The sequence below is a fragment of the Paramesorhizobium endophyticum genome, from assembly GCF_014640615.1.
GTDB lineage: Bacteria > Pseudomonadota > Alphaproteobacteria > Rhizobiales > Rhizobiaceae > Paramesorhizobium > Paramesorhizobium endophyticum.
In genome coordinates this window covers 220,230-244,081 of sequence record NZ_BMHH01000003.1, presented here as the reverse complement: position 1 = coordinate 244,081, position 23,852 = coordinate 220,230, and the positions used below count along the sequence as shown (strand labels likewise).

The following is a 23,852-nucleotide window of genomic DNA, read 5'->3' as shown; positions in this document are numbered from 1 at the left end:
ACCCTTAGTGTCCGGCCTTCCAAGGATCGATCACCGGAACGCCCGCCGCTTTGAAGGCGCTGTCGTCACGCGTGGCGACCGCGAAGCCGTGGGCGGTTGCGATGGCCGCGATATAGCCGTCCGGGGTCGGAAAACCCTTGCCCGCGTTGCGCGCCGCCACGGCGAGATCGGCATAATGGCGGGCGGCATCCATATCGAAGGCAAGGATTCTGCCGTCGAACAGGGCAAGCAACCCGTCAAGCGTGGTGGCGAGCTGCTGCTTTCGCCGCCCGTCCGGCAACGCGCCGATCCCGAACAGCAGCTCCGCGACGGTCACGCTGGAAAGGTAGAGGGTTTCGGCGGCCTGCTCGTCCAGCCAGTCGCGCACGACGAGGGCTGGCTCCGGCTTCATCGCCTCGGAAACGACATTCGTATCCAGAACGATCATTCAAAGCTCATGGGAGCAGCGGGCGACCGGTCGCGGGCCTGTTCCAGTGCCTCGAAATCGGCATTGGTCAGCCCGGTCTCGCGGCTCAACGCCGACAGGGCAGAGCCGATGCGAAGGCGGTTGGCGGGGCGAACCGCCGCTTCCAGAATGTCGCGCATTTCAGCTTCAGCACTGCGGCCATGATGGGCCGCGCGCACCTTGAGGGCGCGGTGGGTCTCTTCGGATAGGTTGCGAATGGTGACAGCGGGCATCTGATGGCTTCTCCGACCAGTTGATGGCGACGCTATCAATATAGTGAAGTTGCTATCATGCCGCAAGGCGCGACCTCATCCGAAGGGCAAACCCGCTATCTCGCGGGCTGGCCGATGCCTGCCGCCAGTCGCATCCACGCTGCCACGCCGACGAAACCGCCGCCGATGATGCAGAAGATCTGGCGCCAGACTTCGGATGGCACGGCTTCCTTGGTGATGCCGTGAACCAGCGCATAGCCTGCGACAGCAGCAGGCGCGGCGAAGATCAGCGCCACGATCAGGCGAAGGACAGGCGAGCGGATCGTCTCGAACAGCAGGGCCAGGACGCCGAAGGCCACGCCCGCCGAGAAGAGGCCGACAAGTCCCGGGCCGATGAAACCGGAGCCAGTCTGATACGCGAATTGCGCAGCAGTCAGGCCAAGCAGGAAGGGCAACGCATAGATGGCAAGCGTATAGGCAAGGACACAAAGAAGCGCGACCAGCGCAACGCTCATGAACATGACGGCAATCATTGAACTTCACCTCACTATCCGGCGGCACCGCCTTTCGTGTCGCAATCGTCTGGCAGATCGAACAATCTGCATGGTGCCGATGTCTGTTTGACCTGTCGAGGTCATCGGCCGCGCGGAGAAGCCGCGCGGCCGCGATTTTTGCCAATGAGAAGCCGGGACCGCTGAGGCGATCCCGGCTCTCCGGTCATTCCGCCGCGACGGCGAAATGGTCGTCGTTCTGCGCTTCCGGCGCGGTCTCGACGGCGACGGTGGCGAAGGCGTCGGCCTGCTGGTCAGTGAGCCATGCGGGCCGCTCGGTGCGCAGCACGGGCGGAAGCCAGTCAGTTCCGGCTAGAAGCTGCTCGGCGGCTTCGGCCATCTCCACCTTCTTCTTGTCTGCAATCCGCTCCGCTGCCTCGTCGCCTAGGGCTTCGCGCACGGCGGCGAGGATATGGGCCTTGGTGACACGACCGAGATACGCCCGCACGGTCGGCGTCCAGTGCGCCGTCATGTCGAGCGTCACGGCCGTCGCCAGCTTGTCCGCCGTCTCATGGGCGCGGCGCTTGTTGCTCTCCCATGGCAATTTCACCGCATTGACGGTGAGCGAGGCGCAATGCGCGAGCAAGGCCATCAGGCTCGCATAGTCCAGACCGGCGACGAAGCCCCAGAGGTCGGCCACGTCGCGCGGCATATCCGCCGCCCATCCGGCATGGCGATCCGCCAGCATCTTCGCCGCCGCCGTGTCCTCAATGCCGTCCGCGTGGGCCGCGAGATAATTGCTGGTCGGGCGGATTTCGAGGCAATGGGCCTCGCCTCCCCCCTTATAAAAGGTCTGCGCGGCTAGCGTGTGGATGACCGCGATCAGCGCCATATCCGGCTGCTCGCCAAGGGTGAGACGCAGGGCAAGGGTGCGATGCGCGGTCAGGTCGCGGATTAGCGAATCTGGCAGCGGCTTGCCATCATCCCCGCCATCTTCTTCTTCCGGCTCACTTGCGGAAACGTGGTCGCCTTCGCCGTCCTGCTCGTCGCCGTCGATGATCTCGCCATCGCCGTTGACACGCACCCCGTCGATAACGGTTTCACCATCGTCGGCGGCTTCGGGTTCCAGGGCTTCGTCCTCGGCCCGGATGAACCCACGTTCGATACGGGCTTCCCCGTCATGGGCCACGACGACGAACACTCCGCCGCACGCGATCTCATCCGGGTCGTAGGCGTGGCGCATGGCGTCGATACGCTCGATCTCGGCATCAAGCTCCGCGAACCGCGCATCCACCTCGGACGGGAGGTCAACATCGGCGTCCTCCCATTCCGCCGTCAGGCGCTCATGCTCGTCCTGCGCGGCATCGTAGGCAGCGGCGTCCGCTTTCGAAAGCTCCACCAAACGCGGATAGGCGCGGCGCATCCCATGGGCATGGGGAAAGTCGAGATAGGCGGCAGTCCACTTCCAGCCTTCGGCCTCCTGCACTTCGGCGGCGATCCGTTCCAGCTTCTCGACAGCGAGCCGGTCCAACAGCGCGGGGTCTTCAAAGAAGCCGCCGCGATCCTCGGTGAACAGGTCGCGGATGATGTTGCCGCCAGCCTCCGTATAGGCGCGCCAACGAAGATCGCGCACCGATCCGTTGCGGGCACATTCATCTTGGTCAGGTCGCGCCGGATGATGGACGGATCGCGGTTATAGGACAGGTTTTCATAGACGTGTTCCTGCCGCGCATGATCCTCGGTGATCCCGAAGGCCATCAACTGGTCCAAGGTCAGTTCGCCATCACGGTAAACCTGCATTAGCTTCGGGCTCACAGCGCCGAGACGCATCCGCTGCTTGACCACGTGCGCGGTGACGCCGAAGCGGGCAGCGATTTCCTCCGCGCCCCATCCACGCGATTCCGCAAGTTCCCGGAATCGCTCGAATTGATCCGCAGGCGAGAGGTCTTCGCGGGTGACGTTCTCGTCCAAGCTGATTTCAGCGGCGTCGTTCGCCGTGTCGATGACGCAGCGGATCGGTTCGGTCTTCTTGATCTGCTTGCGCTTCACGCGCAACAACTGTGCCAGCCTGCGGCCTTCACCGATGCTGACCAGATAGCAGCCGGTCGGTTCGCCCGCCGCGTCAAGCTCGGGCTCCACCACCAGATTTTGCAGGATGCCCTTGGCGGCAATGCTCGCCGCCTTCGCTTCGATGGATGCTTCGCTGTGCGGGGGTCTTGCGGGCATTCTTCGGGTGCTTCTTGAGCTTGTTGAGTGGGATGAAAACCGTTGCACCATTTTCGACGGTCGGGGTGGTGTTCGTGGTCATGGTCTTTCTCCTATGGGCTTGGGTTGAAGCGCAGCGCTGCGCTGCAACCCTGCCCGTCGGCGAGACCGGGGTAGCAAAGGGCAAGAGCGGTCGGGCGGAGGGGGATCACCCGGCCTGCACAAGCGAATTCCCGCTTTTCGCAGGATCGCAAATCTGAATCCGCGCGGAAGGCTGGGGATACCGCCCGCCCGCTCTTGCCCGCCGCGAGGGCGGAGCCCTTAGCGAACAAGCCCGGCCAGAGCGGAGCGGCGGCCGGGCACATAACCTGATCAGGATATGAGAAACCGGAAAGCCGGAAGCCCCGACATCCTGATCGCGGCTTCAAAAATCGGTCGAAAAGAATAGAGTGGTCGGAGTTGCCGGAAATCGGAGGGGCGGCTTTTCGATGACCGAGAAACGGAACCGAGAGATATTGCGACGCCACCGGGCTGGCGATACGTTTGCTGTCATAGCAGAGGATTTTGGTGTTTCAGAGAACGAGTGCGCCAGATTTTCGAGCGAGAGGAAAAGCGAGACGCACGGCGACTTGAATTGATCGAGGCTAACCGTCGCCCCGATCAGCCCAACCCTTGCATCTAGTGCCGCGATTGCGGGCGAAGCTCGCCGAAGTCTGCGGCAAGGCGGATTTCACGCCGGATGACATTGAGGGGTCGGCACATAGAACGGACCCAGATATACGCTAAGCGCTGGCAGGCCCGCTCAGGCGGCGGAAGACACCTATTTGTCGCCGGTGTCACAGCTTTCCCGCAAACGATGTTGTTTTGGGAAACTCGGTTAGATCGTCAGTGACAGGATCGGTCGGATTCACACCAAATGTGCGGCCACATTAATTCCTGCCAGCCCGTAGCCTTCCAGCATCGCGCGCAGGTGGTGTGCCGAACATCCGCGTGTACTCCCGACTGAACTGCGACGCGCTTTCATATCCGACTGCAAATGCTGCGCTTGTCGCGTCGGTGTCGGCGAGCAGTAGCCGCCTCGCTTCCTGCAGGCGGAGAGTCTTCTGATATTGCAGTGGGCTCATGGCAGTGGCAGCTCGGAAATGGCGATGAAATGTTGCCACACTCATCCCGGCAATTTCCGCCAGTTCTTCAATTCTGATAACGCGATCCAAGTTCATGCGCAAATGGGCGATAGTATCGCGAACCTGTGAAATCCGGCTACCGGCTCGGGCTGCCTGGCGAAGCAGCGCTCCTTGCGGGCCTTGCAAAAGGCGAAAAAGAATCTCGCGCTCGATCAATGGCGCCAGCGTGTCGATTTCGTCTGGCGCATCGAGCAACCGCAGCATCCGTGACCAGGCATCGAGCAATTCAGGCGTCATAGCGCCCACCGCAAAAGCTATGGTATCTCCCTCGGCTTTGCCAGCTATGTCAACAACCAGATCCGAAAGGATATCCTGGTCGATCGCAAGCCGTACTGCGACGTAGGGCGCCCCGGGCAAATCCTCGATCGTGACGCGCGATGCCGGCACGTCGATCGAAGCGATGAAAAAATGATTACTATCGTAGCGCAGCGTGCGGTCTCCGATGACCACTCGCTTGGTGCCTCGCAAGACGATGCCAAGCATCGGCTGATATAGAACCCCAACCGGCCAGCTCTCCTTCTGCGCGGCATGGAGGCTAACTCGCGGGATCGACGCTCCTTCCGATTGAGTGGCGTGGCGGTATGCGAGATCAGCGAGAGTTTCGTGCATTAAATCTATATGGATTTCACCGAGTGTCTAAGCAAGACTCCGCCGGATTAAAAACTGTCAGTGATCGGATCAGGCAAGAACTTGCGACAATCGGGCGCGAAGAAGCCGGGGGCAGGTGCCATAAAAGGGATACGCCTGCCCGTTTCGTTCACTCAGGAGAGCCCCATGCGCTATAACATCCTCGGCCGCACCGGCCTGTTCGTTTCCGAACTCTGCCTCGGCACCATGACCTTCGGCGGCGGGAGCGGTATCTACAGCAGCATGGGCGGCCTACAGCAGAAAGAAGCTGACGGTCTGGTCAAGACCGCGATTGATGCCGGCATCAACTTCATCGATACCTCCGACGTCTATTCAAAAGGTCATTCCGAACAGATCACGGGCCAAGCGTTGCGTAACCTCGGGATCGCACGTGAAGATGTGATCGTCGCCACCAAATTCTTCGGGCCTACAGGCGACGGCCCGAATGCGCGTGGCACATCTCGCTCGCATATGCTCTATGCCCTGGAGGGCAGCCTCAAGCGCCTTCAGGTCGACCATATCGACCTTTACCAGATCCACGGCTTCGACCAGATTACGCCGATCGAAGAGACGCTGCGCGCGCTTGAAACGGTCGTCCAACAGGGCAAGGTCCGCTATATCGGCGTCTCCAATTGGGCCGCCTGGCAGATCGCAAAGGCGGTCGGTATTTCCAACCAGTTCAACCTGGCCCGCTTCGCTTCGCTTCAGGCACATTATACGATCGCCGGACGCGATCTGGAGCGTGAACTGGTGCCGATGATGGAATCCGAAGGCATCGGCCTGATGGTGTGGAGTCCGCTGGCGGGCGGTTTTCTGTCAGGAAAATATAGCCGCGACGGCGCTAAGGAAGGCGACAATCGCCGCGCCACCTTCGATTTCCCGCCGGTCAATGAGGAACGCGGCTACAACGTCATCGACGCGATGAAGCCGATCGCGGAAGCCAAGGACGTCTCGATCGCCCAGGTCGCACTCGCCTGGCTGCTCCACCAGAAGGCTGTCACCAGCGTAATCATCGGTGCCAAGAAGCCAGAGCAACTCGATGATAACATCGCCGCGACCAAGGTGGTGCTGACCGACGCCGAACTGAAAACACTCGATGAGGTCAGCAAGTTGCCTGCGGAATATCCCGGCTGGGTTTTCGAGTTCCAGAGCAAGGTCCGTGGTGACCAGCTCAAGCAGGAACCGCGCGGGACCTGACCGTGCTGCGGCGTCGGCCAGCATTCAGATGGTCCTCAAATTAAGAGGAAACAGCAGGAGGTATTCATCCGAATCTGAAAGGCACCGAGACGAGGGAGCGCGCGTAGCAACCGGCAGCAAACCCGCCGATTGCTGCATGAGAAACGAGACTTCATTGCGTTTTCACGTAATTAGCAATCCGCTTTCAGGACTCAATCGGGAGGGCTATAGAGTAGATGTCGCGCCCATCTGGTTCTCGCACGGCCCGCCATAAGCCATTGATTATAGTAGAAATTTTTGCTCATCTCACTTAGCGAACCGTAACCTCCCGAAAGCACGACATCGTCCGATTGTGGCGTGCAGATGCAACAAAAAGGCGACTCCGGGGAGCCGCCTTCATCGCACATCGATATTCCTGCCGCTCACCGATAAGGCGAATTGCACGCGCGGCGGTACGGGCTGTTATAGGGTTGGAAGGTGTTGTCATAAGCCCGGTAGGACCGGTACTTCGCGGCACACCATGCGACATGGGGATCCGTATAGCGTGGCACGACACGGGTCGGCTGGTTGGCGATCGCGCCGCCTATAGCCGCGCCGAGGCCGAAGGCCGCGAGCGGATACCACCAGCCGTCATTATAGCGCCGGTAGCCGGGCCGGTAATACCGATAGCCGCGATAACCGCGGTAATATCCCGCGCGGTAGCCCTGACGCCATCCATGGCGGTATCCAGGCCGATAGCCGTGGCGCCATCCGGGAGCGGGCCGGTTCCATCCACGGCGATGCCAGTTTCTCCGCTCGCTCCGGCCATGGCGCCATTCCCGCCGGCTGTGACGCCACTCGCGGTGCTGGACCTCCACCACATTCGATGCCGGCTGGATCTCGACCGCCCGAAACGGAGCAGCGCCCGCCGGAACGACCGATGTGAGGGCAACCGCGAGCGCCAGCGCGCCGCTGCAAATTGCCGATAAGAACTTTTTCATGACACCTCCTATTGAAGCGAATCTCCGTCACACCAGACTGATGCAATATTGATGAATGCGCAATGAACGCTCATTGCGGCGCGATCTATATTACAATTAGGTGGAAAATTTGATCGAACACTGGGGCGGCTGCAAATAGGAACAGAATTAATTACTGCACGTCGCAAAACGTGATCTTGCGCAATGCAACCCCCGTCATGTTCGCGCACTAACAAGCAATTACCCTACTCAAGGCGGAGGCATGATCATGCGGCTTCATGAAGCGCACAGACGCAATGCCGTTTCAACGCTGACACGCGCACAGCGGCAGGCGGAGGAGGATTTTCACCGGGCTACGTGCCATAAGCGCCTGCCCGATGATGTCCTGGGCGGCCTTACCGGGCGCTGCACCACGGAAATGGCGCCCGAGAATTATCTGGTTGCCGAAGATTTCAACCTGACGGTCCACCACCGCCGCAAGCGCTTCAGCTTCTGGCGGCGAATAGTGCGCAAGCATCCCGGCGCGCTCTAACCCTTTGTTTTTGCGCGTGATCTTACCTGGAAGTCCGCAACTTTTCAGTCAATATCATGCTCTGGACGATCAGATTCGCCTGCCCGTCTCGTCGAACACGTGCAGATCCGCTGCACTTGCGCCGACGCGTATTTGCGCACCCGGCTGCATCAGCGTCTTGCCGGGAACGCGGATAACGAGCGGTGTCTTGCCGGTCTCGCCGTGGATATAGCTCTCCGCGCCAATGGGTTCGGTCGCGCGCACGGTGATTTCGAACATCGCATCGGGCTGGCCCTCGCCCTCATTCACGACAAACAGGTTCTCGGGCCGGATGCCTAGCGTAGCTGACGACGCCGCGAGCGTCAGCTTGCCGATGGCTGTGCCATCGGCAAGTGTCGCCTGCCCTTCCCCATGTTTCACCGGCAGGAGGTTCATGGGCGGCGCGCCGATGAAGCTTGCGACGAAGAGGCTCGCGGGTTTTTCATAGACTTCCAGCGGCGCGCCGATCTGCTCGATATTGCCGCCATTCATCACCACCAGAATGTCGGCAAGCGTCATGGCTTCCAGCTGGTCATGGGTGACATAGACGCTGGTGACGCCAAGCGAGCGCTGCAGATTGCGGATTTCCACGCGCATCTGGCCGCGCAGCTTGGCGTCGAGATTGGAGAGCGGCTCGTCGAACAGAAACACTTTCGGATTGCGCACGATGGCGCGGCCCATGGCGACGCGCTGGCGCTGGCCGCCCGAGAGCTCGCGCGGGCGGCGTTGCAGGAGGTGCGCCAGTTCCAGCGTCGCCGCCGCCTCGCGCACCCGGCGGTCGATTTCCGGCTTCGCCATGCGGCGGTTGCGCAGGCCATAGGCCATGTTGTCATAGACGCTCATATGCGGATAGAGCGCGTAGTTCTGGAACACCATGGCGATGTCGCGCTCGGCGGGGCCCAGATCGTTCACCCTTCGCCCGTCGATGGCGATTTCGCCTTCGGTGATAGATTCGAGCCCGGCGACCATGCGCAGGAGCGTGGACTTGCCGCATCCGGACGGCCCGACCAGAACGCAGAGCGCGCCATCCTCTATCGCGAGGTTCACATTCTTCACGGCTTCGACGCCACCGGTATAGGTCTTGCGGACATTCTTCAGATCGACGGGCGCCATTTATTTCTCCATTTCGACGAGGCCGCGGACGAACCAGCGCTGCATGAGCAGGACGACGAGGATCGGCGGCAGGATGGCGAGGATCGATGTCGCCATCACCAGATGCCATTGCGTATCGGCATCGGCGAAGGAGATCATCTTCCTGAGGCCGATGACGATGGTGTTCATGTCGTTGCGGTTGGTGACCAGCAGCGGCCAGAGATATTGCGTCCAGCCATAGATGAACTGGATGACGAACAGCGCGGCGATGTTGGTCTTCGACAATGGCAGCAGGATATCCCGAAGGAAGCGCCACGGCCCTGCCCCATCCACCCGCGCCGCCTCGACCAGCTCGCCGGGAATGGTCATGAAGAACTGCCGGAATAGCAGCGTCGCGGTCGCAGAGGCCATTAGCGGCAGGGTCAGCCCGGCATAGGTATCGATCAGCCCGAAATCGACCATCACCTTGTAAGTCGGCAGGATGCGCACCTCGACCGGCAGCATCAGCGTGATGAAGATGAGCCAGAAGAAGGTCATGCGCAGCGGAAAGCGGAAGAACACCACTGCATAGGCCGACAGGATGGAGATGACGATCTTGCCGACGGCGATGAGCACGGCAACGACGGTGCTGTTCCAGAGCATCTGCCACACGCCGACGCCGCCCATGCGGATAGCGCCGCCAAATAGTGCGTCCGTATAGTTTTTCAGAAACTCGCCGCCCGGCAGCAGCGGCAGCGGCGGGCGCAGGATCGTCTGCAGCGAATGGGTCGAGGCGACGAAGGTGTAGTAGATCGGAAAGGCGACGACAAAGACGCCGAGCAACAGGACGGCGTGGGCGAGAATGCGGCGCGAGGAGCGGTTTTCGATCATCTGGTTTCCCTCACCCGTAATGCACACGGCGTTCGACATAGCGGAACTGGATGGCCGTCAGCCCGATGACGATCACCATAAGGATCACCGACTGCGCGGCGGAGTCGCCCAGGATCAGATTGACGAAGCCGTCATTATAGACCTTGTAGACCAGCGTTTCGGTCGCCTTGCCCGGCCCGCCGCCGGTTACCGCATGGATGATGCCGAACGTGTCGAAAAAGGCGTAGACGGTGTTGATGACGAGCAGGAAGAAGCTCGTCGGCGCCAGCAGCGGGAAGATTATGGTCCAGAAGCGCTTCGTCTCCCCTGCCCCGTCAATGGCCGCCGCCTCGGTCAATGATTTCGGGATTGCCTGGAGCCCGGCGACGAAGAACAGGAAATTATAGCTGATCTGCTTCCACGCCGCCGCCGCGACGACGAGGACCATTGCCTGCGGACCGTTGAGCAACGGATCCCAATCAAGCCCGAGCTTGCGCAGCATCACGGCGATGGTGCCGATGGATGGGTTGAACAGGAAAAGGAACAGCATTCCGGCAATGGCGGGCGTGACCGCATAGGGCCAGATCAGCAGCGTGCGGTAAAGCCCGCGCCCGCGCACCACCTTGTCGGCCATCACGGCGAGGTACAGCGCCGGGATCATCGCCAGCGCCGCGGTGGCGATGGAGAAGATGACCGTGACTTGAAGGGCGTGGAGATAATTCGGATCGGAGAGGACACGCTCGAAATTGGCAAGCCCGACAAATTGCGTCGAAAGGCCGAACGGATCTTCCCGCAGCATCGACTGATACATCGCCTGCAGCGCCGGCCAGTAGAAGAATATGGCGGTTATCGCAAGCTGCGGCGCGAGGAGAAGGTATGGCAGGAGCTTGTTGGGAAAGATCGCGCGGGCCACTGGGCAGTTCCTGTTTCGAGGAGATTCGCTAGCGAATTCTTCTCTCATCGTTGTCATGGTTGAACTGTCGAGGAATGGATCCCAGTGACAAGCACTGGGATGACGGATGGGGCGAGCGTTGCCGACAAACTTCAATGTATCCGCCGGCCATCGCTTCACATGAGAGCGAAGCCATCTCCACTTCGTCATCCCAGTGCTTGTCACTGGGATCCATTCCTCTACGGCGCCACTACGACAACCTGAAATAATAGAAGCACGCAATCCCGCCCGCGCGGTAACGAGGGCAGGATTGTACTAAAATTGCGAGATTACTTCCCCAGCGCCTGCTTGATGGCCGCATTCCCGCGAGAGACGGCATTGTCCAGCGCCTGCTGCGCGGTTTGCTGGCCCGCGAGCATCTTTTCGAACTCTTCGTTCTCGATGTCGCGTACCTGCGGCAGGTTGACGAGGCGGACACCTTTGGAGTTCTCGGTCGGCGCCTTGCCCATCATCTGTAGGATCGGCGTCTCGCGGCCCGGGTTCTTCTCGTAGAAGCCCGACTTCTTCGTTTCCTCATAAGCCGTCATCGTCACCGGCAGATAGCCCGAGACCTGATGCAGGCGCGCCTGGATTTCCGGCTTGGAGAGGAATTGGAAGAAAGCGGCGATACCCTTGTACTTCTCGTCCGATTTTCCGGCGAAAACCCAGAGGCTCGCGCCGCCCGGAATGGTGTTCTGCGGCGCGCCCTTGGCATCCGAATCATAGGGCAGCTGGCCGATGCCGTAATTCATGCCCGACTTGACGATATCGCCGAGGCCGCCCGAAGATTCGGTCAGGATGCCGCATTCGCCGGCGAGGAAAATCTGCTTGGCTTCGGAAACGCGGCCGCCATAACGGAACACGCCATCCTTGGCGAGGTCGGCGATCGCCTGGAAGTGCTTCACGAAGATCGGCTTGTTGATCTCCAGCTCGACATCGAGCCCGGCGACGCCATTCTCCTTGGTGCCGTAGGGAACATTGTTCCAGGCGGCGAAATTCTCAAGATGGATCCAGGTGAGCCAGGTGGAGGTGTAGCCGCAGGGCGCGGCACCCGAGGTCTTGATCTTGCGCGCTGCTTCCCAGACCTCATTCCAGGTCTTGGGCGGGTTGTTCACATCGAGCCCGGCCTTCTGGAAGATGTCCTTGTTGTAATAAAGGATCGGCGAGGAGCTGTTATAGGGGAAGGAGAGCATGGTGCCGTCGGGCTTCGAATAATAGGCGACGATGCCCGGCAGATACTGGCTCTTGTCGAAGGTCGCGCCGCCTTCCGAGAGCACTTCGGCGACCGGCTTGATCGCGCCTTCGGCTCCCATCATGACGCCGGTTCCAGCATCGAAAATCTGGATGATGTCAGGCGCCTGCTTGGCGCGGAACGCGGCAATGCCGGCATTGAGCGCTTCCGGATAGGTGCCCTTGAAGGACGGGACGACCTTATATTCGCTCTGGCTTTCGTTGAATTCCTTCGAAAGCGTCTCCACCACTTCGTTGTTGGCGCCGGTCATGGCGTGCCACCAGCTGATTTCGGTGACGGCGAAGGAGGATGTCGTGGACATCAGAGTCACAGCGGCGGCGAGGCCGATGGAAAATCCCTTGGCTTTCATGAGTAGTTCTCCCTGTCATGCCCGCGTCTGATCGCGCCGGCTTGAGGGCAGTATCGGTTTTATGTGACAGTCCGACAACCGCAATTTTGCAGTTTTGTGAACAATCGGGAGGGACCACATCTCGCGAGAGGCTGCATTTTGTGCTTTAAAGATGAGAGAAAGTTTCATATATATGTTTTTCAGAAGAGTTCTAAACTAGGTCCAGTTCGGCGGTTCGCCGGAGGCCCACCAGGAACAAGGAATCATGCCATGCGCCTCACCCGCCAGACCAATTACGCGATCCGGATGCTGATGTACTGCGCGGCCAATGACGGCCGGCTGAGTCGCGTTCCTGATATCGCCCGGGCCTATTCCGTCTCCGAGCTGTTCCTTTTCAAGATTCTCCAGCCGCTCGTGGAAAATGGCCTTGTCGAGACGGTGCGCGGCCGCAATGGCGGCGTGCGGCTGGGACGTCCGGCCAATACGATCACCATCTTCGACGTGGTGCGCGTGACGGAGGAGAGCTTCGCAATGGCCGAATGCTTCGAGGTCGATGGCGGCTCGGAATGCCCGCTGGTCGACAGCTGCGCGCTCAATTCAGCGCTGCGCGAGGCCCTTGGCGCATTCTTCGAGGTGCTGGCGAAATATTCGATATCCGACCTGGTGCAGGCACGGCCGAATGTCCGCACGCTTCTTGGGCTGGAGGAATTGCAGCAGCTGGCGGCGAGTTAAGCCGCCGATTGAGGCAGCACGAACGGCGCACCGCCCGCCGGACTGACGCCGACCTTCAGGGCGCATTCGTAAACGCGCAATATCCGCTCGTCGCAGAGCATGTCCCCTGCGTTCCCCGCCCCGTCCACCTTCCCGCGATGCACCATGACCACCTTGTCCGCGAACATCGCGGTGAGGTTGAGGTCGTGCAAGATGGCGATCACTCCCCCGCCCCGCTCCGAGAAGCTTTTGGCAATGCGCATGATGATGAGCTGGTGCTTGATGTCGAGGCTCGACACCGGCTCGTCGAGGAAGAGATAGCGCGGCTCTCCGTTCAAAACCGGTTCCCATATCTGGCAGAGCACACGGGCAAGCTGCACGCGCTGCTGCTCCCCTCCCGAGAGCTCCTGATAGAATCGCCCGGCAAAGCCTTCCAGATCGACCAACGCCAGCGCGCGGTCCGGCAGGGTTTCGATGTCGTGCGAGCCCGCCCCGGAATAGCCGCTGGTGAGGCCGAGGCGCACGATTTCCCGCACCGTATAGGGAAAGGCAAGCGTCGTCGCCTGTGGCAGCACGGCGCGCAGGCTTGCCATCTGCCATGGTTTCAGCGTCTCGAACGGCTTGGCGTTGATGGAGGCGCGGCCCGTGAAGGGCAGATCGCCGGAGAGCGCGCGCAGCAGCGTCGTCTTGCCTGAGCCATTCGGCCCGACAATGGCCGTCAGTTCGCCGGGGCGCGCCTGAAAATCGACGTTTTCGATGATCCGCTTGCGGCCGATGGCGACGGAGAGATTGCTGGCTTCGATCATGGCTGGCCTTAGAGATCGACGATTCCGCGCCGGCGCAGCAGAATCCAGAGGAAGAATGGAGCGCCGGCGAGCGCGGTGACGATGCCAATGGGCAGCTCCGCCGGAGCGACGATGGTGCGGCTCACCGCATCGGCGATGAGCAGCAGAATCGCCCCCAGCAGCGCCGATGCGGGCAGCAGATAGCGGTGATCAGGGCCGATCACGAGGCGCAGGAGATGCGGCACGATAATGCCGACGAAACCGATGCCGCCGCTTACTGCCACCGAAGCGCCGACCGCCGCCGCGACGGTGACGATGGCGACATTTTTCAGCCGCTGCACGGGAATGCCGAGATGGTGGGCCGAAGCCTCGCCCAGCGCCAGCCCGTTGAGACCGCGCGCCAGAAACGGTGCGGCAATGAGCGACAACGCAATGATCGGGCCGGACGCAGCGATCTTGGTCCAGGTCGCGCCTGCCAGCGAGCCCATCTGCCAGAAGGTGATATCGCGCAATTGCCGGTCGTCAGCGATGTAGATGAGCGCGCCGCTCAGCGCCACCCCCAGCGCAGCCAGGGCGATTCCGGCGAGCAGCATGGTGGCAACGGATGTCAGGCCACGCCGCGTGGCGATGCCGTAAAGCAGGAAGGTGGTGACAAGGCTGGCCAGGAAAGCCATGAGCGGCAGCGTATAAATGCCCAGAACCGCCGCTGCCGGGGCAAGAACCGTGCCGCCGAAAATGATGCTGGCAATTGCTCCGACGCTCGCCCCCGAGGAAACGCCGACCAGGCCGGGGTCGGCCAGCGGATTGCGGAAAAGCCCCTGCATGACCGCCCCCGATACGGCCAGCGCTGAACCGATCAGCACACCCATGAGAATGCGCGGCAGGCGGATGTCGAGCACGATGATCCGGTCACGCTGCGGTATTTCCTGCGCGGAGAGCCAATGACTGACCACGCTCCACGCGGATGCGTCGGACGCGCCGGCGGTGAGGTTGAACAGCATGGTCAGCAGCAGGAGAATGGCGAGGATGACGATGCCGACGCGGGCGGTATGGGAGCGATCGCCTTGCGGGAATTGCCCCTCACCCTTACCCTCTCCCCGTGAAGTACGGGGAGAAGGGGGCGTTGACGTCGTTGCCTTTTTCTTCCGCCCGGCGCCTGGCATGAATAAGGGGGCGGAAGTGTCTATGTCCCCCTCTCCCCGTACTTCACGGGGAGAGGGTAAGGGTGAGGGGCATTCCACGACAGCACTCACTTATTTAATAGCGTCGCCATAAAGCGCGACCGACAGATCATGCGCGGCCTTGGCGGTGCGCGGGCCGAAGCCAAGGAGATAGAGCGCATCCATGCGGATGAGCTTCTGGTTTGCCGCGGCGGGGGTACCCGCAAAAGCGGGGCTGCTGAAAATCTGGTCGTCGCTTGCCGCGTGATTACCAGCGCGATCCATCATCAGGATCACATCGGGCGCCGCTTTGCCGACCGCCTCGTCGTTCAGTTGCTTGTAACCCTCGTACCCCTCGACGGCATTGACGCCGCCAGCAAGCTTGACGATACCGTCAGCGGCGGTGTTCTTGCCCGCTGCCAGTATACGGTCGCCCTGCATCGACAGGATGAAGAGCACGCGCTTGCGCTCCTTGATGCCGGAGGCGTTCTTCTCCGTCGCCGCCAGATCCTCATCTACCGAAGCGGCGAGCTTGTCGGCCTTGTCCTCTACGTCAAGCGCCTTGCCGACGGCATGGATCTTCTCGATCACACCCTCACGCGTGTAGCGATCCGGCACCGTCACCAGCGGCACGGACGCCTTTTTCAGCACATCCAGCGCCTCGCGCGGGCCGCTGCCTTCGATCATGAGAATCCCGGTTGGGTTGACGGAAAGGACACCCTCCGGCGAGAGCGCGCGCATATAGCCGACATCGGGCAGTTTCTGCGCCTCCGCCGGATAAAGGCTGGTGGAATCGCGCGCCACGAGACGTTTTTCCTCGCCCAGCGCGTAGACGATCTCCGTCAGCGCACCGCCGACGGAAACGATCCTTGAGCTATCCGCGAAGGTCACCGCCTCCTCGGCCTGCGCGGAAACGCCGGCCGAAGAAGACGCAATAACGAGAATCGCGAGAAACCGGCGCAAAGCCTTGGTCATGTCGGGCTTCCTCATGCCGCCGTCGATTGCGCCACGGGCGGCAGGCTCTCGACGAGCGAGCGCCAATCGGTCCGCTCGACTTCACCCTCGTGCCGCTGGCCGAAGAACTGGATGATCAGTTCGCCACTTGCGTCATAGGCTTCGAGCGAGGTGACATGGCCGTCCTTGGTCGGCTTGCGGACGCCCCAGACTTCGCGGATATGGTCGGTGCGCAGGTGCAGGTGAAAGGTCGGGTCCATCACATTGAGCCACGGCCCCATGGGCTTAACCTCATGGATCGGCCCGGAATGGATCTGGATGCAGCCGCGATTTCCGACAAAGCACATGATCGGCTGTCCGATTTCGGCGGCCCGGCCCATCATGTCAGCGACGGCCTCTGTCCCGAGTTCCCAGGCATAGTCCTCGCCGACGACCTTCACCGCCTGATGCCGGTTCAGCTTGAAATCCTTGAGGATGCCGACAAACTGATGCACATCGGTCATCTGGCTCCAGCGCTTGCGGAAGTCGTCGCGGTTGAGTTCCTCCACATCAGCATATTCCTTCGCGCCATAGGCCACCGTCTCGATGCTGCGCGACTGGTCGTCGGAACGCATGGATTCGACCAGGGCGAAATAGGCGTTGAGGTCGGAGGCTGGGCGCAGATGGATCTTATGCACCGCCTCGCCCGATTTATCGAAGAATTGCAGGCTGCGCCTGATCTCGTCGCCATCGCGCTTTTCGACCGCGAAGCCATGCGCCCAGACCTTCGGGAAAATGCGCAGGTCGATATCCTTGCCCAGCGTCAGCGCCGCATGCTCGCCGCGGTGGATGTTCTCATAGACGCCGATCTTCTCATGCACCGCGCTTTCATTGCGCGTCAGCGCCATCACCTCGCCGATCGCCTCGATGCCGGAAAGCAGAGCATCCACATCAGCACGAAGGCGAATGACGCTGTCGCCGCATTGCGCGGCCACATAGTCCGCCTCGGAAATATTGAGCAGCTGGGCGAAATCGCGCTCGCGCATCTTCGGATTCTCGGCGCGCGCGGCCAGGATTTCGTCAGGAGAAGGCTTGGAATTGTCGGTCATGTCGATTGCCTATTTATTCAGGATGAGTTTGCCTTGCCGGGTGATCTTCAGCCGGTAGAGGGAACCGGCATGCTCGATCCCCACCTCGGTGGAGCCTTCGAAAAGCTCGCTGCTGCCATAGGTTTTCAGGGGATGCAGCGGTTTGCGGCCCGAAGACGCATTGGGCGATCCGGCGGACGCCCCTGCCCCATGCGGGGCTTTCATGTCGATGAAACTGCGGCTGTTCATTCTCGCATCCCCTATTTCCGGAAGGTTCGGCGCGATGCCCCCGCGCCGAACTTTATTCTTGATAGAAATTATCACCTTTTTAGTCCGACGCAATAGAGGAGTTTAATACTCAACTTATCAGCAACACCCACCTTCCCCCTTGCGGGGAAGGTGGGCGGGAATTAGAACCGCTGCGTCAAAGAGATTTTGAAGGTGCGGCCGGGTTCGGTGAAATAGTCTTTCGGGATGGAGCTTGGGCGACCGCTTGGGTCGGGATCGGGAAGGTCGACTGCGTTCCAATACTTCTTATCGAAGAGGTTATAGACGCCTGCCTGTACCCGAAGGCCCTTGAACTCCTTCGGCTCCCACCAGCCGGTGATATCGAAGGTCGCATAACCAGGGGTCTTGTTGTAATCGGACTGAGGATACTCAACTTTGTCGCGCCTGCCGACTGCGGTCATCGCAAAATCAGCACCCCAAGTCTCGGTCGCGTAGCTCAAGCCTACAATGCCTTTCAGTGCCGGAATGGAGTTGAGATACACATCCTCGTCCGTATCTTTACCTTGCGCGAAGGCGATACCACCCCAAGTCCTCCAACCATTGCCAAAGGCGTAATGAGCCTTGGCCTCCGCACCGTAAATCTGAACATGCGGGCGATTGACGTATTTATAAACAAATGCGTATTCGCCCGGGACGCCGGCTTCTTCCGGTGAGAGACTTACAGTGTCGATATAGTTCCTGTAGTAGTTGTTGTAGATACTGATCGATCCGCCGAATTGATCGTCACCAAACTTGGCACCGATATCGAAGCCATTGCTGGTTTCCGGCTTCAGGCCAGCATTGCCAATTTGAAGATATGTTCCCGGGGCACCGTAAGTCATGTAGAGTTCTGTTGAACTCGGCGCGCGGAAGGCCTGCGCCCATTGCGCATAAAGAGTCACGTTGTCTGTCGCGTCCCACTCGGCCCGGAGCTTGGGGGAGAAGCGAGAATCACTTGAATCCGCTGGATAGCCCGAGAACATAGGATTTTTCTCGTAGAGCGGAGTATCCTGAGGTTCACGCTCATACCAATCGAAGCGTAATCCCGGCGTGATGCGCAGCCGATTGTCGTAAAGGGCGATCTGGTCTTCGACGAAGAGTCCGAACGTGCCACCATCCACCTTTGGCATTTCCGCCTGATTGGTGTGGAGGAACATGCAGCCAGGATCATTTGGGCCGTTGCAATTATCCTTGCCGAACGCCGCCTGCTTAACCGTACTCAGATAGCCATCGACCCCAAACTTGAAGCTGTGGACGTATCCGCCAAGTTCAGCTTCCTTCAGCCCGACAGCATTGATGCCGACATTTGTTTCTTCAATTGTATTGTCGCGACGATAATTGCCAATCGGATATGTGCGGCGCACAGCACGCGTATCGTTGCCCAACTCCTGGCGCTGCCAGTAAAGGATTGCAGAGGCCTGATCCAGCCAGGCATCGCCCGTTCCATCATAGTCGTATGTAGCGGATATACGTTCACGCTTGCGGGTCTTGTTTTCCCAGAACGATCCCGGTTTGTAAGTACCGGAGGTGCCTGCCGCATTGGACGAAGCATCCAGCTTATGGATATCCTCATCCTGATAAAACCGCTCCGCAGCAATCCCGAACCGATGCCCGCCGTCGACATGCTGGTTGAGCTTGAACAGCAGATTGTTCTGGTCGTATTCCGCCGGGTTCTTCTCGGTGCGGGTCGTGCCAAATCCGCCGATGTCGCCCATGTTCTCGCGTTCCTTGCCGGCGCGGTAGCCGCCCTGGAACAGCACATAAGTATTGTTTGCCCGCGCGGCGAAGGCCTGGTTGACGCTCCAGCTGCGGTCGGAACTGTCATAGGAGCCCTTGGTGATGCTGCCCCAGTTCTTGCCCTCGGTGATGAGGTCCTCGGGATTCAGCGTGCGCAGCGAGATGACCCCACCCAGCGCGCCGGAGCCGAACAGGCTCGAATCCGCGCCCTGAATGATATCGAGCGTCGAGAGCGTATCGAAATCGACCGTAGACAAGCCGCCCCTCACCCCGCGCGCGCCGTCGTCGAGCCAGGGAATGCGGATACCATCCACCGTCGTCAGCACGCGGTTGTCACCAAGGCCGCGAATGTTGATGCTGTCGCTGGTGCGATTATAATTGATGCCGGGATCGAGACGGCCGATATCATCGATGCGGTCGACCTGCCGCTCCTGCATCTGCTTTGCCGTCACCCGCTCCGTCAGCACGGTTGGGGCGTCAATCGCTGTCTTCTTCGCCTTGCCTTCCACGACGATCGGCTTCAGCTCGACCGCATCCTGGTCTTTCGCCTCCTGAGCACCCGCCATCGAGGCATTGAGCGCGCCGACTGCAACGCAGCCGAGCCAGAATTTCTTGGAAAACTTGTGCATAGCCCCACCCGCATGAAAATCACGAAATGATGTTGGCTGGCGCAGGCGCAACGGCCTTGGGCTGGCTATGTGAAGCCGACGTACAAAATATGATATTTTCCGTCAAGATAATTGTTGCAGCTCAAACAGCTTTGAATTAGCTTTTTGGTATCCAAGGGTTTGACAGGGGATCAAGATGCAGCACCCGATGAAGACTTGCCGATTTCTGACCGCGGTTTTGGCTTTTTCCATTGGTGCTGCCGGGCAGGCGCTGGCCGAGGACACGGCCCCGGCGCCTGCCCAAAATTCCACCCCAGCGCTCAATCTTGAGCTCAACGCGCTCGATCCCTCGGAAAAGGGCTGCCGGCTGACCTTCGTCGCCACCAACGGGCTGAACGTGCAGCTGGACAAGGTGACGTTCGAGATGGTGCTGTTCAACGCTGAGCAACGGGTCGAGCGGCTCACCCTTCTCGATTTCAAGACGCTGCCCGCGGGCAAGACCAAGGTGCGCCGCTTCGACCTCGCCAATATCCAATGCGACGCCATCAGCCGCATTCTCATCAACGATGCGACGGAATGCACGGGCGAAGGCGTGGCCGCGGATGCCTGCATCAAGCAGCTCAAGACGGATTCCAAATCGTCCGTCCGATTTGGCATATGATACCAGCGTAAAAGGACGTCAGCGAATGTATATCGCCATGAACAGGTTCAAGGTGCAGAGCGGCTCGGAAGAGGCGTTCGAAACCGTCTGGAAAAACCGCGACTCGAACCTGAAGGAACTGCCTGGCTTTATCGAATTCCACCTCCTGCGCGGCCCGCGCAATTCGGAAGAGAACTACACGCTCTATGCCTCCCACACAGTCTGGCGCAGCGAGGATGATTTTCTCAACTGGACGAAATCCGAGCAGTTCCGCGAGGCGCACAAGAATGCCGGCAGCAGCAAGATGCTTTATGTCGGGCCGCCGCAATTTGAAGGTTTTTCGGCAGTGGAAGGCGCTGCTCGCTAAATTGTGATGATTTGCCGCACCGGACGCTTCCCCTTCCTCCGGTGCGGCAAAGGCAAATTTTCCTTTTAAAGCTGGCAGCTTCGCTCAAGTTTAGAATTCTTCTAACTTATTGATTCCAGTGTCATTTAAGAACATGTCATTTGACAATCCCGCCGGTTCTCCTCCATATGAATGGAGCGCTTGTTGATCGAGCACCTTTGATGTCTGGGCCTTTAACCCTTTCGATTGGAGGAACCTGTGACCGGTTCAGTATGGCCGCAAACTATTGCGGCGTCTCTTTCCTGGAATAGTTCAAGACGTTCTGCGTCCGAGGCTCGTTTTTACGCAAGCGGCCCGGTGGACAATTCTTGTTTTACACCGGCCAATTCTTTCAATCATTTCAATCACATCGGAGGCTTCGACTTCTGATGCTGGTGTGCCATTGCAATATTATTACCCAGAAGGAAATCGAGGAGACGATCATCTCTCTTCTCGATCAGGATTGCTGGCAGCTCATCGTGCCGGCCAAGGTTTACCACGCCATGAGCAAGCGCGGCCGCTGCTGCGGGTGCTTCCCAAATGTCGTCGAAACGATCATAAGGGTCACCGAAGAATATCATCTTCGGCACGACCAGAACGACAGCAAAGTCATATCGTTCATCGATCGTGTTCGTTCGCTACGACAAACGTACGGGAGCATGCAGCATGAAAGGCGACAAAAAGGTCATCGAGCGGCTTAACGAGGCGCTGTTCCTCGAGCTTGGGGCGGTCAATCAATATTGGGTCCATTACCGGCTTCTCGATGACTGGGGCTATACGCGCCTTGCCAACAAGGAGCGGGCCGAATCCATCGAGGAGATGCATCACGCCGATCGTCTCATCCAACGCATCATCTTTCTCGAAGGCCATCCGAACCTGCAGACCGTCGCGCCGCTGCGCATCGGCCAGAACGTGAAGGAAGTGCTCGAGGCCGACCTCGCCGGCGAATACGACGCCCGCGCCTCCTACAAGAAGTCCCGCGAGATTTGCGACGAGCTCGGCGATTATGTCTCCAAGCAGCTTTTCGACGAGCTGCTGAAGGACGAGGAAGGCCATATCGACTTCCTCGAGACCCAGCTCGAACTGCTCGCCAAGATCGGCGAGGAGCGCTACGGGCTGCTCAACGCCGCCCCAGCGGATTCCTCGGAATAAGCGCTGTCAATGCTGGCGGGACCGTGCGCGCTGTCCCGCCAGTCATCTCGCAAGCAGGAAGTGTCGCTGTGATTTCTACTGTTTCACAATCAAAGGCGTGGCAGGGTAAAGAGCCGTCACGACGGCGGCGATGCGCCCCTTAGCGGGCAATACGGCTAGCGGTTGAGAGGGGGCGCTGTCCCGCCAGCGTTTTTTAATGAATAACTCTGGTAGTTCCCATAATTCCCGGACGGACGGCGCTTCAGGCCACCCCACCGCCTGGCGGTCGCTTGCCGCCGCCATCGCCACGATCAGCGCGGTCGGCATGGCGATCGGCCTTGGCATACCGCTGTTGAGCGTCCTTCTCGAATCACGCGGCTATTCGGCCAGCCTCATCGGCGCGAACACAGCCGTGGCGGGGCTTGCCTCCATCGCCGCCGCTCCGCTCGCCTCGCCCATCGCCGCGCGCTTCGGCGTGGTGCGTTCGATCCTGGCGATGCTTCTGACCGGCGGCTTCGCCTTTCTCGGCTTCCATTTCTTCGATGCGCTTTGGGCGTGGTTCGCCCTGCGGATCGTGCTGCACTTCTCGCTGACCGTCCTCTTCGTCCTCTCGGAATATTGGATCAACGCTTCCGCCCCGCCGGAAAAGCGCGGGCTGGTGCTCGGCATCTATGCCACCATGCTCTCGCTCGGCTTCGCCGCAGGCCCCTGGCTCTTCTCCCAGATCGGCAGCACAGGCATGATGCCCTTCGCCGCCGGCTTTGCTATCATCATGCTGGCGACGATCCCCGTGCTGCATGCCTGGAGGGACAGCCCGGATTTCGACGATGGCGAGCATGTGCCGTTCCTGCCATATATTTTCACCGTGCCGACCGCGACGGCGGCTGTCTTCGTCTTCGGCGCGGTGGAGACCGGCGGCTTCGCCCTCTTCCCCATCTTCGGCACGCGCATAGGCTATTCGGAAAGCGAGGCGGCGCTGCTGCTCACCATGATCGGCCTCGGCAATGTGCTTCTGCAAATTCCGCTCGGGCTTATCAGCGACCGGGTGCGCGACCGCCGCAATCTCCTCATCGTCTGCGCCGCGATCGGCCTTGCGGGCATGGCCATCCTGCCCTTCATCATAGGCAACTGGTATCTGGTGGCCGCCCTCCTCTTCGTCTGGGGCGGCGTGGTGGCGGGACTCTATACGGTGGGCCTCGCGCATCTCGGCTCAAAGCTGACCGGACGCGAGCTTGCCTCGGCCAACGCCGCCTTCGTCTTCTGCTATGCGCTCGGCATGCTGGCGGGCCCGCAGGCGGTCGGCATCGGCATGGATGCGATGGGGCCGAAGGGCTTCGCCGTGGTGCTCGGCATATTTTTCGCGCTTTATATGCTTATTGCCCTCTTCCGGCTGCTTGGGCGCAGAGCATGATCCCAAAAAGTTGCAGACTTTTTGGATAAGATCATGCGGCTAAAACAAGGGTTGACTTTTCGCGGTATATTCGTAGTGTCGCGCCGAATTTCCGCTGCCGGATGAGATCGCCGGAATCGCAGGCGGTTTCAATTTTAAAAGAGCAGGTACTCAGAAAATGGCCAAGGCTACGACCATCAAGATCAAGCTTTTGTCGACCGCCGACACCGGCTTCTTCTACGTTACGACGAAGAACAGCCGTACGATGACGGAAAAGATGACGAAGCGTAAGTACGATCCCGTCGCGAAGAAGCACGTCGAGTTCAAGGAAACCAAGATCAAGTAATCGCTTGGTTTTTTAGGTTTACAAAACGCCGTCCGAAAGGGCGGCGTTTTTGTTTGTCCTCCAATTTGATGGAAACGCTTACGCTCTACGTCGCCCCCCTCTGCCCTGCAGAGGGGGGCGACGTAGAGCGCGGCGGTGAAAAAGTTCAGCGAAAAAGGGGGTCGGTCGGCGATGAGGCAGCGGTACGAGGATTCCACTTTTGTGCCAACGCCGACCGACCGACCCCACGGACCCAGGAGATGCGGCGGACCTGAGCATCATGGGGTTTTGCCTGCGCGGTCGCTCCTGCTACGCGCTCTTACAATTACAAAATTTGCTCAAATGTGGGAAAAAAGCAACTAAATCTTAAAACTTTACTAACCATATCGTA

25 protein-coding genes and 1 pseudogene are annotated in these 23,852 nt (G+C 60.0%); 10 read left to right on the top strand and 16 right to left on the bottom strand.

Annotated features, from left to right (window positions below; translation table 11 throughout):
- Positions 1–4 precede the first annotated feature (4 nt).
- The 4 genes and pseudogenes from IEX53_RS05580 to IEX53_RS05565 all read right to left on the bottom strand — a co-directional run bounded on the left by IEX53_RS05580 (position 5) and on the right by IEX53_RS05565 (position 3,456).
- Positions 5–427, bottom strand: coding sequence for a type II toxin-antitoxin system VapC family toxin (locus IEX53_RS05580; protein WP_188822275.1), 423 nt, complete (start codon positions 425–427; stop codon positions 5–7).
- Positions 424–678, bottom strand: coding sequence for a FitA-like ribbon-helix-helix domain-containing protein (locus tag IEX53_RS05575; protein WP_188822273.1), 255 nt, complete (start codon positions 676–678; stop codon positions 424–426). The genes IEX53_RS05580 and IEX53_RS05575 overlap by 4 nt, the downstream gene beginning before the upstream one ends.
- Before the next feature lie 95 nt (positions 679–773).
- Positions 774–1,190, bottom strand: coding sequence for a hypothetical protein (locus IEX53_RS05570; protein WP_188822271.1), 417 nt, complete (start codon positions 1,188–1,190; stop codon positions 774–776).
- Between the two features lie 184 nt (positions 1,191–1,374).
- A pseudogene (locus tag IEX53_RS05565) lies at positions 1,375–3,456 on the bottom strand (ParB/RepB/Spo0J family partition protein).
- Here IEX53_RS05565 and IEX53_RS05560 point away from each other — a divergent pair.
- Complete coding sequence (locus IEX53_RS05560) at positions 3,407–3,613, top strand: hypothetical protein (RefSeq protein WP_188822487.1); 207 nt, start codon at positions 3,407–3,409, stop codon at positions 3,611–3,613. The pseudogene IEX53_RS05565 and the gene IEX53_RS05560 overlap by 50 nt on opposite strands.
- 669 nt (positions 3,614–4,282) lie before the next feature.
- Here the strand turns inward: IEX53_RS05560 and IEX53_RS05555 are convergent.
- Positions 4,283–5,146, bottom strand: coding sequence for an AraC family transcriptional regulator (locus IEX53_RS05555; RefSeq protein ID WP_188822269.1), 864 nt, complete (start codon positions 5,144–5,146; stop codon positions 4,283–4,285).
- 165 nt (positions 5,147–5,311) lie between these two features.
- Here IEX53_RS05555 and IEX53_RS05550 point away from each other — a divergent pair, with 165 nt between their 5' ends.
- A complete protein-coding gene (locus IEX53_RS05550; protein WP_188822267.1) occupies positions 5,312–6,361 on the top strand; it encodes an aldo/keto reductase in 1,050 nt (349 codons plus the stop codon).
- A 401-nt stretch (positions 6,362–6,762) separates the two neighbouring features.
- Here IEX53_RS05550 and IEX53_RS05545 read toward each other — a convergent pair whose 3' ends face one another.
- Complete coding sequence (locus IEX53_RS05545; RefSeq protein WP_188822265.1) at positions 6,763–7,320, bottom strand: BA14K family protein; 558 nt, start codon at positions 7,318–7,320, stop codon at positions 6,763–6,765.
- A gap of 247 nt (positions 7,321–7,567) precedes the next feature.
- On the opposite strand from IEX53_RS05545, the gene IEX53_RS05540 reads away from it, so the two are divergent.
- Positions 7,568–7,831 carry a hypothetical protein gene (locus IEX53_RS05540; RefSeq protein WP_188822262.1) on the top strand — a complete coding sequence of 88 codons (264 nt, stop codon included), beginning with the start codon at positions 7,568–7,570 and terminating at the stop codon, positions 7,829–7,831.
- A gap of 69 nt (positions 7,832–7,900) precedes the next feature.
- Here IEX53_RS05540 and IEX53_RS05535 read toward each other — a convergent pair whose 3' ends face one another.
- From IEX53_RS05535 to ugpB, 4 genes are all read right to left on the bottom strand, one after another.
- The gene (locus IEX53_RS05535) at positions 7,901–8,962 is read right to left on the bottom strand and encodes a sn-glycerol-3-phosphate import ATP-binding protein UgpC (RefSeq protein ID WP_188822261.1); all 1,062 of its coding nucleotides are present in this window, start codon (positions 8,960–8,962) and stop codon (positions 7,901–7,903) included.
- Positions 8,963–9,811: a sn-glycerol-3-phosphate ABC transporter permease UgpE gene (gene ugpE / locus IEX53_RS05530; RefSeq protein WP_188822259.1), complete on the bottom strand. Its 849-nt coding sequence runs from the start codon at positions 9,809–9,811 to the stop codon at positions 8,963–8,965.
- Positions 9,812–9,821: 10 nt separating this feature from the next.
- On the bottom strand, positions 9,822–10,751 hold the full coding sequence (gene ugpA / locus IEX53_RS05525; protein ID WP_210311627.1) for a sn-glycerol-3-phosphate ABC transporter permease UgpA: 930 nt from the start codon (positions 10,749–10,751) through the stop codon (positions 9,822–9,824).
- 260 nt (positions 10,752–11,011) lie between these two features.
- A complete protein-coding gene (gene ugpB, locus IEX53_RS05520; RefSeq protein WP_188822255.1) occupies positions 11,012–12,322 on the bottom strand; it encodes a sn-glycerol-3-phosphate ABC transporter substrate-binding protein UgpB in 1,311 nt (436 codons plus the stop codon).
- A gap of 249 nt (positions 12,323–12,571) precedes the next feature.
- Between ugpB and rirA the strand changes: the two genes are divergently transcribed.
- Positions 12,572–13,033: an iron-responsive transcriptional regulator RirA gene (rirA, locus tag IEX53_RS05515; RefSeq protein ID WP_188822253.1), complete on the top strand. Its 462-nt coding sequence runs from the start codon at positions 12,572–12,574 to the stop codon at positions 13,031–13,033.
- Here the strand turns inward: rirA and IEX53_RS05510 are convergent.
- From IEX53_RS05510 to IEX53_RS05485, 6 genes are all read right to left on the bottom strand, one after another.
- Positions 13,030–13,818 carry a heme ABC transporter ATP-binding protein gene (locus tag IEX53_RS05510; protein ID WP_188822251.1) on the bottom strand — a complete coding sequence of 263 codons (789 nt, stop codon included), beginning with the start codon at positions 13,816–13,818 and terminating at the stop codon, positions 13,030–13,032. The genes rirA and IEX53_RS05510 overlap by 4 nt on opposite strands.
- A gap of 8 nt (positions 13,819–13,826) precedes the next feature.
- Positions 13,827–14,960, bottom strand: coding sequence for a FecCD family ABC transporter permease (locus tag IEX53_RS05505; RefSeq protein ID WP_188822249.1), 1,134 nt, complete (start codon positions 14,958–14,960; stop codon positions 13,827–13,829).
- 90 nt (positions 14,961–15,050) lie between these two features.
- A complete protein-coding gene (locus tag IEX53_RS05500; protein ID WP_188822247.1) occupies positions 15,051–15,932 on the bottom strand; it encodes a heme/hemin ABC transporter substrate-binding protein in 882 nt (293 codons plus the stop codon).
- Between the two features lie 11 nt (positions 15,933–15,943).
- Positions 15,944–16,999, bottom strand: a complete 1,056-nt coding sequence (locus IEX53_RS05495) for a hemin-degrading factor (RefSeq protein ID WP_188822246.1) — start codon at positions 16,997–16,999, stop codon at positions 15,944–15,946.
- A 9-nt stretch (positions 17,000–17,008) separates the two neighbouring features.
- On the bottom strand, positions 17,009–17,203 hold the full coding sequence (hemP, locus tag IEX53_RS05490) for a hemin uptake protein HemP (protein ID WP_188822462.1): 195 nt from the start codon (positions 17,201–17,203) through the stop codon (positions 17,009–17,011).
- Between the two features lie 185 nt (positions 17,204–17,388).
- On the bottom strand, positions 17,389–19,662 hold the full coding sequence (locus IEX53_RS05485) for a TonB-dependent hemoglobin/transferrin/lactoferrin family receptor (protein WP_188822244.1): 2,274 nt from the start codon (positions 19,660–19,662) through the stop codon (positions 17,389–17,391).
- A 124-nt stretch (positions 19,663–19,786) separates the two neighbouring features.
- Here IEX53_RS05485 and IEX53_RS05480 point away from each other — a divergent pair, with 124 nt between their 5' ends.
- The 6 genes from IEX53_RS05480 (at position 19,787) to rpmG (ending at position 23,482) form a co-directional block, all read left to right on the top strand.
- Positions 19,787–20,251 carry a hypothetical protein gene (locus IEX53_RS05480; RefSeq protein WP_188822242.1) on the top strand — a complete coding sequence of 155 codons (465 nt, stop codon included), beginning with the start codon at positions 19,787–19,789 and terminating at the stop codon, positions 20,249–20,251.
- Positions 20,252–20,276: 25 nt separating this feature from the next.
- Positions 20,277–20,597 carry a heme-degrading protein HmuQ gene (gene hmuQ, locus IEX53_RS05475; RefSeq protein WP_188822240.1) on the top strand — a complete coding sequence of 107 codons (321 nt, stop codon included), beginning with the start codon at positions 20,277–20,279 and terminating at the stop codon, positions 20,595–20,597.
- Between the two features lie 407 nt (positions 20,598–21,004).
- A complete protein-coding gene (locus IEX53_RS05470) occupies positions 21,005–21,316 on the top strand; it encodes a (2Fe-2S)-binding protein (protein ID WP_188822238.1) in 312 nt (103 codons plus the stop codon).
- Complete coding sequence (bfr, locus tag IEX53_RS05465; protein WP_188822236.1) at positions 21,282–21,767, top strand: bacterioferritin; 486 nt, start codon at positions 21,282–21,284, stop codon at positions 21,765–21,767. Before IEX53_RS05470 ends, bfr begins: the two co-directional genes overlap by 35 nt.
- A gap of 304 nt (positions 21,768–22,071) precedes the next feature.
- A complete protein-coding gene (locus tag IEX53_RS05460) occupies positions 22,072–23,157 on the top strand; it encodes an MFS transporter (RefSeq protein ID WP_373288586.1) in 1,086 nt (361 codons plus the stop codon).
- A 157-nt stretch (positions 23,158–23,314) separates the two neighbouring features.
- Positions 23,315–23,482 (top strand): 50S ribosomal protein L33, encoded by a 168-nt coding sequence (gene rpmG / locus IEX53_RS05455; RefSeq protein WP_188822232.1) that lies wholly within the window; start codon positions 23,315–23,317, stop codon positions 23,480–23,482.
- Positions 23,483–23,852 lie beyond the last annotated feature (370 nt).